Raw genomic sequence first — 11,999 nt, 5'->3', positions numbered from 1 at the left:
CGCTGACGCTGATGTCGCGATCTGCGCCCTTTTATTGTTGTTCACTTTATGCACAAGGGCGCGACTGCCTGTTTTCGGGCAATTTTTCACCGATAGCGTTGAGATAATCAACGTTTAGTTAATTCTGACTAACATTTGACAGAATCCCTCTATCCATCTTGGTCGCATCCTTTAGAATCTGCGTCCACGGCTTGTCGTTTCATCCTTCCTGTCAGGCTAAGCAACATAAACCGACTGATGAAATACAAATCGGCTTCGCGACTAAGTAATCGACAAGCTATATTTCAAGCATATACTAGAACTATCTTTCCAGCGCCGAGGGTTTTACATGGTTTATCGCTACACATTGATTGGTGGTTTGCTCGTTATCGTTTCTGGCTGTACCTTGACTTCACAGCACCAGCACAAAGAAACGCTAAACACCATTCATTCCACCGCCACCCATGTGCATGAGCAACAAACGGCCACACAGGACCAATTAAAAGCGCATGACAAAACCCTGACCGTATTGACCGACGAGATGCGTCAACTGGCTGATAAATTAAACGTCATGCAGCGGACTCAGGCAAAAATGTATGCCAATTTCGTCAACCCAAAACCGGAAGTTAGAATCCAAGAAAAAGTGGTCCGGGTACCCGTGAATAACGACAAAGTAGTCCTCGGCGCACGTGAGTGGATTTGGTTTGATGAAACCAAATCCACCTTCCAATCGCGCGTAGATACCGGTGCGGCAACCTCGTCGCTCAATGCGGTAGATATTCAAGAATTTGAGCGCGATGGTGACACCTGGGTCAAGTTTAATGTCAATCACAGTGAAAATAATGACCAGTCGGTATTTATGGAAATGCCCGTAAAGCGCTGGGTGCGTATACGGCAATCATCGACCGATAAAACTGACCGCCGCCCCGTGGTTGAAGCGTGGATCCGGGTGGGTAACATTCACGAAAAAACCGAATTTACCCTCGCGGATCGCACCAATATGGAATACCCCGTATTATTGGGCCGCTCGTTTTTTAAAGATTTAGCCGTGGTAGATGTCAGCCAAGTGCACATTCATCCGCAATATCAGCCGGACACTCCCCCGGAGCCTAGTGATGATGATCGTCAGCCGCCATCAGCGTCTAAAGAATCGGCTCTACAAGAATAGGCTTTACGAAAAGCTAGGCTCTTCGAAAATAGGTAATCGACATGGTTTCACGGGTTCCTTTTTACTTTTTGATCGGTTTTTTAATTTTGGCCGGTATCGCACTCAGTGCCTATCGTCACCTAGGCTATGGGGTGCCTTGGCAAGCGGATGACACCCGCCAAGTCTGGCAAATTGAGGCCAGAATTAACTTTGACGCCGACGATGGCCCAGTAAAAGTTAGCCTTGCTGCACCAGATAGCCAACCTGGGCTTACGCTTATCGATGAGAGCACCTCCTCGGCAGGCTATGGCTTTTCATTGCTTAACACTGAACATGGCCGCCAAGCACAGTGGTCGACGCGCCAAGCCAACGGTGAGCAAACCCTTTATTTTAAAAACCAGATGCTGGTCGATGACAGTGCGCGCTACACCATGACCCCACCAGAGGATGACGCGGTGGCGACGCCTGTCATGGATAATGCGGCTAAAAACGCCGCACTCGCTTTGCTTGACCGTGCTCGTGCTCGCTCTGCCGATAACATTACTTTGACCCGCGAGCTGATCAAGCAGCTTAATAGTCCTGATAGTCAAAACGCGGCGCTGCTGCTCAACACACTGGATAAACCCGACGCCCTGCGCAAAACCTTGGCCCTTGAAGGCATTCATGCGCGCGTAGTGGGCGGTTTAGAGCTTGAGGATGGCCGGCGTCGACAAAGCATTTCTCCCATGTTGCAAGTGTGGCAAGACAGCCGCTGGCATTTGTTTGACTTGGTGAGCGGCCAAAATGGCCATCACGATAACACGCTGTTATGGAACCAACATGGCGGGCCGCTGCTTGAAGTGATGGGCGGTGAGCACAGCCAGGTGCATTTCTCCATCATTTCGCAAGATATCAGTCCGCAACAGGCCACCTCGGCCAAGGTGTCGGCCGACGATTTGCTTAACTTCTCGATTCATAGCTTGCCGATTGAAGAGCAAGCGATGTTCAAAACCATCATGCTGATCCCAATCGGTGCGCTCATTGTGGTGTTCTTGCGGGTGATTGTGGGGCTCAAAACCTCTGGTACCTTTATGCCAGTGCTCATTGCCGTCGCCTTTGTCCAGACCCAGCTCATTACCGGTATTGTTGGCTTTGTACTCATTGTCGGTACGGGGCTGGTGATCAGAAGCTACTTGTCCCGGCTCAATTTACTCTTGGTAGCACGTATATCGGCCGTGATTATTACCGTGATCCTGATTATTTCCGTCTTTAGCGTGATTGCTTTCCACATTGGCTTAATGGAGGGACTCACCATTACCTTCTTCCCGATGATCATTTTGTCGTGGACCATCGAGCGAATGTCGATTTTGTGGGAAGAAGAAGGAGCGAAGGAAGTGGTGATTCAAGGCGGTGGCTCACTCGTCACTGCGGTGTTGGTGTATTTGGCGATGACCAATGAGTTGGTCCGGCATCTGACCTTTAACTTTATTGGCTTGCAGCTAGTGATCTTGGCATTGATATTAATGCTGGGTAATTACACCGGCTACCGCTTGTCGGAGTTGAAGCGGTTTCGCCCGTTAGCACATCAGGATGGGAGCGGTCGTGATGATTAAATTCTTTTCAAGGTTCGCCTCTCCCTTTCGCCTGCGTCACGCCGGCATTATGGGAATGAACCAGCGTAATATCCGTTACATTGGTCGTTACAACGATAGGCGTCTTTATCCATTAGTGGATGACAAACTTAAAACCAAGTTGATCGCCCAGCAAGCCGGCGCTACCGTCCCTGAGTTAATCGGTGTGATTGATAGCCAAGCGGATGTCAAACGCATCCACGCCATGGTCGCCAATTGGCCCGGCTTTGTGATTAAGCCTGCACAGGGCTCTGGCGGGAAAGGCATCTTAGTGGTGACGAAAAATCATCAAGGGGTCTATACCAAGGCCTCTGGCAAGACCGTGAGCCACATCGATGTTGAACGTCATATCACCAATACGCTCGCGGGTCTGTTCTCGCTCGGTGGCAAAGCGGATGTCGCCGTGGTCGAGAACTTGATCGCGTTCGACGACAGCTTCAGCGGTTTTAGCTATGAAGGTGTCCCTGATATTCGCGTGATTGTGTTTCAAGGGTATCCGGTGATGGCGATGATGCGGCTGTCGACCTCCGCATCTGATGGCAAGGCCAATTTGCACCAAGGGGCAGTAGGCGTCGGGCTAGATATGGCCACCGGTAAGGCGCTAAAGGCGGTGCAATTTAACCGTCCTATCACCCATCACCCGGACACGGAACATGACCTTTATACCCTGAAAGTGCCTCACTGGCAGCAGCTGCTGACCCTCGCCGCCAGCGCATGGGAAATGACAGATTTGGGTTATATGGGCACCGATATGGTGCTGGATAAAGATAAAGGTCCAATGGTACTGGAGCTCAATGCTCGCCCAGGCCTCGCCATTCAAATTGCCAATGGATGTGGCCTGCTTCCGCGTCTTGCCCTAATCGAATCGCTGCCACCTTGTCGCTATCCGCCTTTACCGGAAGACCGGGTGGCGTTTTCGATGCAGCATTTTGCGGGTCAGAGCACGCAGCCCTTGCAACCGCGGCTTGCCCAAGCAGGCTAATTTCCCGTGTACATCCATAGAGAATACAAGACCGCACAGACAGGCGTAGGATAAAATAAAAGTGTTAAAGTTTTATTCTCGCGGCCGATACCCTAGTTATCACCATTATCGACCAGGTCATAACTAGGGTAACCACAGTGACTATCCATACCATCGACAAAGCGCAGCTGATTAGCGACGTTCAGTTTGGGGACAACCTAAACCAAGCGGTGGTACAAGGTCGTCGTTCCGACTTTGCCCTGATGATGGCCTTATTGTCAGCGGATGCCAACGAGTCAACCCCACTGACACCCGTCGATAAGCCCGTCAGTAATGATCAGGTACTCCGTCAGCAGTTCCAGCTGGCTGAGCCGCAACCTCTTGCCGCGAGCAATGAACAAGACTATTTGCGTGCAGGGGCACAAGCCGATGCCTTTCACCGCGGCGGCATTGCCAGCGCGAATCTACGCTTTCAGCTTGCCCCAGCGGCAATGCATTATCCCCCTCAAGGCACACACGGTTTTGATGAGGCGGTCTATCATAATTTGTCTGGCCACGAGCGCCGTCATTTAGCCGATACCGAGCCCAAGCGCCCCGCCTATAACCCTGCCACCTTGTATGAAAAACTCACCACTTCGCATTGCTTCGATAAAATGCGTGTGAGCGCATAATGCGTCAGATCGCAAGTCGATCTTGATGACATTTGTTGATCCTTTATCAAACTGTGATCCTCTATAGATTCCCGATATTCTTTTTGCCATTCGTCCTGACGTTTTGCGTCTTTTTTTCGCAGTCCTCGTATTTATGGTCCAGTATTACACTCCCACGCTTGAATAAGGTGTGAGTAAGCTGTCACTTTCTCGTGACTTACTTGGGTAAATAAATGCATCAGGTTGTTTTAACAGACTGATAATTATGAGGAAACTCTCATGAAGATCGATAGCGCAGTGGTCGTCATTACCGCAGGTGGCTCACCGTCCGGACGCGCCATGGCTGAGCACTTTTGCTCGCTTGGCGCAAACGTGGTTTTGCTCGATACCGAGTGGCCAGCACTACGCCTAAGTGCCGATCAATGTCGCGACTACTTGGGGCGTGTTCAGCCTATTTGTCTCGCCGATCATGAGCCTGATTCGATTCACGATGCGTTCACCCAAGTCACTCGGCTTTTTGGTGGCATTGATGTGCTCATTAATCATTGGCAAGGGGATATCCTGCCTAAGCTTTTTGACAGTGACAATCAATGGGACACACCCAAAACACTCAGTGATACCACGTCACAATATTTTCTGGTGGTCCAACGCGCAGCAGAATGCATGCAACAACGCGGCACACCTGGGGTGATCATTAATGTCGCGGGCACCCACCTCACGCCGGATACGGTTGCCAACGCCATGATTGGCGGTTTGACCCAGCGGTGGGCGAAGGAACTATCAGCGCTGAAAATTCGTGTCGGCGGTATTGTTCCGCGCCATCGTCACCAGGCGAACAGCGGCATTGATGATGAATTTATTCGCAATGCCGAGTACATCGTCTCCAACGATTCTTTTAACGGCCGGTTGTTAGAGGCAAGTGGGTAGAAGATCGCTCTCTCAAATACAAAAAGACCCGCCGGAGCGGGTCTTTGTCGTTAAGCGGTTGCCTAGGCTATATTAGGCGTCTGCTTTTTCATCTTTTTTCACAGCTTTCGCGGCTTTAGTCGGCGCGGCGGCTGGTCGGTCATCTTTCTTCTTGATCACCGTGGTGCCTTCAAAGGTTTCACATTCTACGTATGGTTTACCGTAGTAAGACGCAACCAACACATCTTTCAACTCTTTGATCAGTGGATAGCGTGGGTTAGCGCCTGTACATTGGTCATCGAACGCTTCTTCCGCCAGCTCATCCAGTTTAGCCATGAAGTCTGCTTCTGGTACACCCGCCGCTTGGATAGAGGTTGGGATGTCTAGTTTCAACTTCATGTCTTCCAACCAGGTTAGCAAACGCTCAATCTTCTGTGCGGTACGGTCACCGGCTTGAGCTAGGCCAAGATGGTCAGCGATTTCTGCATAGCGACGACGTGCTTGTGGGCGGTCGTACTGTGAGAAAGCTGTTTGCTTGGTTGGGTTGTCATTGGCGTTGAAACGCACCACGTTGGAAATCAGCAATGCGTTCGCCAAACCGTGTGGAAGGTGGAACTCAGCACCGATTTTGTGCGCCATTGAGTGACACACACCCAAGAAGGCGTTAGCAAACGCGACACCAGCAATGGTGGCCCCATTGTGCACTTTCTCACGTGCGATTGGGTCGTTTGCACCGTGCGTATAGCTCGCTGGCAGATAGTCTTTCAGCAGTTTCAACGCTTGCAGAGCTTGCCCTTCTGAATACTCGTTAGACAGGATAGACACGTAGGCTTCCATCGCGTGAGTAATCGCGTCGTAACCACCAAAGGCAGTCAGTGACTTCGGCATGTTCATCACTAGGTTGGCATCCACAATTGCCATTTGTGGTGTCAGCTCGTAGTCGGCCAGTGGGTACTTCGCGCCCGTTTTATCGTCTGTCACTACCGCAAATGGCGTCACTTCTGAACCGGTACCTGATGTGGTTGTCACACAAACCAGCTCGGCTTTTTTACCCATTTTCGGGAATTTGTAGATACGTTTACGGATGTCCATAAAGCGCATCGCTAGCTCTTCGAACGCCGTTTCAGGGTGCTCGTACATGACCCACATGATTTTCGCAGCATCCATCGGTGAACCACCACCTAGGGCAATAATCACGTCTGGCTGGAAGCTCTTCATCGCTTCCGCACCTTTGCGCACCACGGTCAATGTTGGATCCGCTTCTACTTCAAAGAAGGTATTTACGTCCATGCCTTGCGCTTTAAGCATTGACTCGATTTGCTCAGAATAACCGTTGTTAAACAGGAAACGGTCCGTCACGATCATCGCGCGTTTCTTGTCTTCCAAGTCACCCAATGCGATTGGCAAACTGCCGCGACGGAAGTAGATAGATTTTGGTAGTTTGTGCCACAGCATATTCTCAGCTCGCTTCGCTACGGTTTTCTTGTTCATCAGGTGTTTAGGCCCAACGTTCTCAGAAATTGAGTTACCACCCCATGAGCCACAGCCCAATGTCAGTGAAGGTGCAACGTTAAAGTTGTATAAATCACCGATACCACCGTGCGTGGTTGGAATGTTCACCAGAATACGTGCTGTTTTCAGGCGATCACCGAAATACTTGATACGGTCCTGGTTAACGTCTTGGTTGGTATATAGGCCAGAGGTGTGGCCGATACCACCCATTTCTACCATTTTGCACGCCATATCGACCGCGTGCTCAAAGCTCTTGGCACGGAACATACCTAGGGTTGGAGAGAGTTTCTCGTGCGCAAACTCTTCTTCAATGCTGATTTCCAGCCCTTCACCAATCAGGATTTTAGTGTCTGATGGCACGCTTACGCCGGCCATCTCCGCAATCTTAGTGGCAGGTTGGCCCACGATATCCGCGTTAAGGTTACCGTTGATGAGCAGTACTTTACGCACTTTATCGGCGTCTGCTTTGCTCAATACATGGCCTTTGTGCGACGCAAAGCGTTCTTTCACTTCGTCGTAGACTTCGTCCATCACGATAACTGCTTGCTCGGACGCACACACCACGCCGTTATCGAAGGTTTTTGACATCAGTACAGACGCGACAGCACGTTTAATGTCAGCGGTTTCATCGATAACCACAGGCACGTTACCCGCACCTACGCCAATCGCCGGTTTACCTGATGAGTATGCCGCTTTCACCATGCCTGGGCCACCGGTCGCCAGAATCAGGTTAATGTCGTCGTGCTTCATCAGTGCGTTAGAAAGCTCAACTGATGGTTGGTCAATCCAGCCGATGATGTCTTTAGGTGCGCCCGCAGCCACTGCTGCATCGAGAACCAGCTTCGCCGCATCATTGGTCGAGTTTTTCGCACGTGGGTGTGGCGAGAAGATGATGCCGTTACGCGTTTTCAGTGAGATCAGTGATTTGAAGATCGCAGTCGACGTTGGGTTAGTGGTTGGCACGATACCGCAGATAAGGCCAACGGGCTCGGCGATAGTCATGGTGCCGAATTCGTCATTCTCTTCCAGAATGCCGCAGGTTTTGTCGTCTTTGTATTTGTTGTAGATGAACTCAGAGGCGAAGTGGTTTTTGATAACCTTGTCTTCGAGGATACCCATGCCTGACTCTTCAACCGCTTGTTTCGCCAGTGGGATACGCGCGTTGTTTGCAGCCAGTGATGCGGCACGGAAGATCTTATCTACTTGCTCCTGTGAATAGGTGGCAAATTCTTGTTGTGCCTTTTTGACACGCTCAACCATCGCGTTGAGTTCAGCAATATTAGTGACAGGCATAGTCGTCTCCTGGTTCATATTTGAAAATCATTTAGTAACTGCTTGCCGCAGCGTCTTGGCTTACTAAGCCTTGTTTATCTTTACTTAGTGTCGCCGTTCGGTGCGTGGCATTTAGTAAATAACTTTCAAAACTGAGTATAAGTTTTCACAGCGTGAGTAACTTGATCTCGATCAGTTGTTATCAAATCAACCGCAATAAAATTTACGCTTAACCCCCACAATCACTGGGTTTAATATTTTTGTAGCACAGAACACATGTGTCTAAAATTTTCATCACGGTAACATATAATTTACATGGTAAGGCAAATATAAATGTCGATACTGTATGTAAATTTCAACAAAAAACCCGAAAGACGGTTGTTTCTGTTCACGACATCGACCCTCAGTATAGTTTGCCGAGCGAAAGTTGCATGACGATAAATCGTTTGGGTTATCAGCGATAAGCGGGTTCAAAACGCGCAACTATTGCATTCAGAAAATAATAGCTGAGTGGTTGGTTTTTAGGCTGACATCGCTATACTGGCGCCATTGATTTAACCCGAGAGAAACTGGACTTCCTCACAGCATTACGAGAGTCACCATGGCCGCTTTCGACACCATGATTTTTGTGCAGTTTTTTGTCGGGCTTTTTGCCGCCGTTAACCCTATCGGTATCATGCCCGTTTTTGTCACCCTCACCGTACATCTTGATAAACAAGAACGAAACCGCACGGCATACACCGCCGCCATCGCGGTGGCGGTCATCTTGATTGTTTCCTTGCTTGCCGGACAGATGTTGCTGGATTTATTCAGTATCTCACTCGATTCATTCCGGGTAGCCGGTGGCATGCTGCTGCTCAGTATCGCTTTTACCATGATGAACGGTAAGTTGGGGGAAGGTAAGCAAAACAAGCAGGAGCAATCCGAGACCATTAGCCGTGAACAAGTGGGCGTGGTACCGCTGGCGATGCCACTGCTCGCGGGGCCAGGTGCGATCAGCTCAACCATTGTGTATGGCTCTCAGTACCCCGATACGTGGAGTACAATTACACTCATCACCACCCTAGTGCTGTTCTCTGCAGGGATTTGGGGGCTGTTTAAAGTCGGTCCTGCAGTGGTGAAATTTTTAGGCCAAACGGGTATCAACGTTATTACGCGGATAATGGGCCTTATCCTTGGTTCCCTCGGGATTGAGTTTATCGCCTCTGGCATGCGCGCCTTGTTCCCCGGCCTTAGCTAAACGCGCGATAAGCCCCTTCAGCGCGTAGAGATAGAAAATCGGCACGCAGTCAGTTGCCGTGCCGGTTTTTTGCGGCTCAATCATGGAAGATTTTTAGCAAGGTAAGCGAATGAATAAGTCACAAAGCCGTCTTCAACACTACCTATACACCACCATCTTTGGCACCGAGACGAAGCACGGGAAAGCATTTGATTTGGCGCTGATTGTGATGATCTTGGCCTCGATGGTGGCGTTGATGCTGGAGTCGATCGCAAGTGTCCATGCTAAATGGTCACAATGGCTTTATTGGATTGAATGGGGCTTTACCGGCATCTTTACCGTCGAGTATTTACTGCGCCTTTATTGCTCTCCGCGCCCGTCTGCTTATGCGCGAAGTTTTTACGGCGTGGTGGATTTACTGGCGATTCTGCCCACCTATATCGCGATTTTTGTCCCAGGGACGACATACCTGATGGTGGTACGCCTATTGCGGGTATTGCGTATTTTCCGCGTTTTGAGGCTGATGCGCTTTTTGGAAGACTCCAACATCTTGTTACGCTCGATGATGCTGTCATCGCGAAAGGTAATGATTTTCTTCTTCTCCGTGGCGATCCTGGTCACCGTCTTCGGCGCACTCATGTACGTGATTGAAGGGCCAGAGAATGGCTTTACCAGTATTCCATATGCCATCTACTGGGCCATCGTCACCCTCACCACCGTCGGCTATGGCGATATTGTGCCGCAAACCGATATTGGCAAGGCACTCGCGTCTTTCACCATGTTGATGGGCTATTCGATTATTGCCGTGCCTACCGGGATCATCACCGCCGAAATCGGTCAGCAGATGTCACTGCATCGCAACTTGGTAAAATGCCCTAACTGCTCGAAAAGCGGCCATGAGTCCGACGCCTCATTTTGTAAGCACTGTGGCAGTGAGCTGCCAGAAGCCGATAAGCGCGTGGTTACACCTGGGCTATAACACGGCTTCACGTTGAGTGACACGGCAGGCCTGCGCGTAAAAGCACGAGATACCGATAACAAAAAACGGAGCGGGTCGGCTCCGTTTTTAGTGGCTCAATGGCAAATAATAGTCGCTTACTTACGGCGCCAGGTGGTGCCTTGCGGGCCGTCTTCCAGCACAATACCCATCGCGGTGAGCGCATCACGCGCGGCATCGGCGGTGGCAAAGTCTTTGGTTTTGCGAGCATCATTCCGTTTTTGAATGAGCCCCTCTATTTCAGCCACGTCATCATCAGCCCCTGCATCGCCTTGCAGGAAGCTATCCGCATCTTGCTCGAGTAAACCAAGAATCGACGCTAACTTACGCATTTGCGCACCCAGTGCGGATGCCGCTGCCAAATCATCGCTACGTAAACGGTTAATCTCACGAGCCATATCGAATAGCACCGAATAGGCTTCTGGGGTGTTAAAGTCATCGTTCATCGCCGCTTCAAAGCGTGCCACGTATTCATCGCCACCGGCAGGTGCGGCCTGAGTGTCTAAACCGCGAAGCGAGGTGTATAGACGCTCAAGTGCTGAACGGGCTTGGTTGAGGTTTTCATCGCTGTAGTTCAACTGGCTGCGATAGTGACCTGAAAGCAGGAAATAGCGCACGGTTTCGGCATCATAGTGTGCTAGCACGTCACGGATGGTGAAAAAGTTACCCAAGGATTTGGACATCTTTTCACGATCAACCATCACCATGCCGCTATGCATCCAGGTGTTAACATATGGGGTGTCATGGGCGCAGCAAGATTGGGCTATTTCATTCTCATGGTGCGGGAACTGCAAATCAGAGCCACCACCATGAATATCAAAATGCTCGCCCAAGATCGCGGAGTTCATTGCCGAGCACTCAATGTGCCAGCCAGGGCGGCCTGGCCCCCAAGGCGACTCCCAGGTCGGCTCGCCAGGTTTGGACATTTTCCACACCACAAAATCGAGAGGACTGCGCTTGGCTGTTTCAACGTCAACGCGGGCGCCTGCTTGCAGCTGATCGAGATCTTGCTTCGATAGCTTGCCGTAATCGTCAAACTTGGCCACTTCAAACATCACATCGCCATTATCCGCGACATACGCAAAGCCACGCTCAATTAGCTTTTCTACCAGTGCGATGATTTCGTCAATGTAGTCGGTCGCGCGTGGCTCGATGTCGGGACGCGCCATGTTCAAGGCATCAAAGTCTTGATACATTTCACCGATCAAACGCTCGGTCAATGCATCACAGCTCTCGCCATTTTCTGCCGCACGCTTGATGATTTTGTCATCGATATCCGTGATGTTGCGGACAAAGGTTAAATCAAAGCCCAAGTAGCGCAAGTAGCGCGCAATCATGTCAAACGAAACAAAGGTACGCCCGTGACCAATATGACAGAGATCGTAAATCGTCACCCCACACACATACATGCCGATTTTTCCCGGCGTGATGGGTTGAAAGACAGCTTTATCTCGCGTCAGTGAGTTGTAGATCTTTAACGGGGGGGTTTGCGTCGACATAATTATTTGATGACTCGTTACAATAGTGACAATGAGTAAGGTGAAGCAGCTATTACACCTTTTCTACTGGCTTGACGCAAGCCTCTCACGCCCGCGACACCCGGTGAAACATTCAGACTAGGCTCACAACTTAGCGTTGAAACTCCCCTTATCGCTTGAGCTAACCGATACCTTTGAATTATTTTTCAGTGAAGAATCTTTATCGATAAGTATTTATTAGGCAAACTGGCCCTCTGACTGATTGGCA

At 50.2% G+C, this 11,999-nt stretch carries 9 protein-coding genes; 7 read left to right on the top strand and 2 right to left on the bottom strand.

Annotated features, from left to right (window positions below; translation table 11 throughout):
* Window positions 1-328 precede the first annotated feature (328 nt).
* The 5 genes from BGL48_RS02775 (at window position 329) to BGL48_RS02755 (ending at window position 5,274) form a co-directional block, all read left to right on the top strand.
* The gene (locus BGL48_RS02775; RefSeq protein ID WP_069361229.1) at window positions 329-1,147 is read left to right on the top strand and encodes an ATP-dependent zinc protease family protein; all 819 of its coding nucleotides are present in this window, start codon (window positions 329-331) and stop codon (window positions 1,145-1,147) included.
* A 41-nt stretch (window positions 1,148-1,188) separates the two neighbouring features.
* On the top strand, window positions 1,189-2,718 hold the full coding sequence (locus tag BGL48_RS02770; RefSeq protein ID WP_069361228.1) for an inactive transglutaminase family protein: 1,530 nt from the start codon (window positions 1,189-1,191) through the stop codon (window positions 2,716-2,718).
* Window positions 2,711-3,718, top strand: a complete 1,008-nt coding sequence (locus BGL48_RS02765) for an alpha-L-glutamate ligase-like protein (protein WP_069361227.1) — start codon at window positions 2,711-2,713, stop codon at window positions 3,716-3,718. Before BGL48_RS02770 ends, BGL48_RS02765 begins: the two co-directional genes overlap by 8 nt.
* A gap of 137 nt (window positions 3,719-3,855) precedes the next feature.
* Entirely contained in the window at window positions 3,856-4,368 is a 513-nt protein-coding gene (locus BGL48_RS02760) for a VC2046/SO_2500 family protein (protein ID WP_069361226.1), read from the top strand.
* Between the two features lie 258 nt (window positions 4,369-4,626).
* Entirely contained in the window at window positions 4,627-5,274 is a 648-nt protein-coding gene (locus BGL48_RS02755; RefSeq protein ID WP_069361225.1) for an SDR family NAD(P)-dependent oxidoreductase, read from the top strand.
* A gap of 72 nt (window positions 5,275-5,346) precedes the next feature.
* Here BGL48_RS02755 and adhE read toward each other — a convergent pair whose 3' ends face one another.
* The gene (gene adhE, locus BGL48_RS02750; RefSeq protein ID WP_255377298.1) at window positions 5,347-8,076 is read right to left on the bottom strand and encodes a bifunctional acetaldehyde-CoA/alcohol dehydrogenase; all 2,730 of its coding nucleotides are present in this window, start codon (window positions 8,074-8,076) and stop codon (window positions 5,347-5,349) included.
* Between the two features lie 562 nt (window positions 8,077-8,638).
* Here adhE and BGL48_RS02745 point away from each other — a divergent pair.
* Entirely contained in the window at window positions 8,639-9,277 is a 639-nt protein-coding gene (locus BGL48_RS02745; protein WP_069361223.1) for a YchE family NAAT transporter, read from the top strand.
* Window positions 9,278-9,386: 109 nt separating this feature from the next.
* Window positions 9,387-10,235, top strand: coding sequence for an ion transporter (locus tag BGL48_RS02740; protein ID WP_069361222.1), 849 nt, complete (start codon window positions 9,387-9,389; stop codon window positions 10,233-10,235).
* 116 nt (window positions 10,236-10,351) lie between these two features.
* Here BGL48_RS02740 and cysS read toward each other — a convergent pair whose 3' ends face one another.
* On the bottom strand, window positions 10,352-11,752 hold the full coding sequence (gene cysS, locus BGL48_RS02735) for a cysteine--tRNA ligase (RefSeq protein ID WP_069361221.1): 1,401 nt from the start codon (window positions 11,750-11,752) through the stop codon (window positions 10,352-10,354).
* Between the last annotated feature and the right edge of the window lie 247 nt (window positions 11,753-11,999).

It is taken from the genome of Salinivibrio sp. SS3, from assembly GCF_001722105.1.
GTDB classification, from domain to species: domain Bacteria; phylum Pseudomonadota; class Gammaproteobacteria; order Enterobacterales; family Vibrionaceae; genus Salinivibrio; species Salinivibrio kushneri.
The sequence above is the reverse complement of the archived record's forward strand: the minus strand, read 5'-3'. Positions and strand labels throughout refer to the sequence as shown.

Coding starts and splice junctions, on each gene's coding strand:
- BGL48_RS02775 (WP_069361229.1), top strand. CDS start 329: ATGGTTTATCGCTACACATTGATTGGTGGTTTGCTCGTTATCGTTTCT.
- BGL48_RS02770 (WP_069361228.1), top strand. CDS start 1,189: ATGGTTTCACGGGTTCCTTTTTACTTTTTGATCGGTTTTTTAATTTTG.
- BGL48_RS02765 (WP_069361227.1), top strand. CDS start 2,711: ATGATTAAATTCTTTTCAAGGTTCGCCTCTCCCTTTCGCCTGCGTCAC.
- BGL48_RS02755 (WP_069361225.1), top strand. CDS start 4,627: ATGAAGATCGATAGCGCAGTGGTCGTCATTACCGCAGGTGGCTCACCG.
- adhE (WP_255377298.1), bottom strand. CDS start 8,076: ATGAACCAGGAGACGACTATGCCTGTCACTAATATTGCTGAACTCAAC.
- BGL48_RS02745 (WP_069361223.1), top strand. CDS start 8,639: ATGGCCGCTTTCGACACCATGATTTTTGTGCAGTTTTTTGTCGGGCTT.
- BGL48_RS02740 (WP_069361222.1), top strand. CDS start 9,387: ATGAATAAGTCACAAAGCCGTCTTCAACACTACCTATACACCACCATC.
- cysS (WP_069361221.1), bottom strand. CDS start 11,752: ATGTCGACGCAAACCCCCCCGTTAAAGATCTACAACTCACTGACGCGA.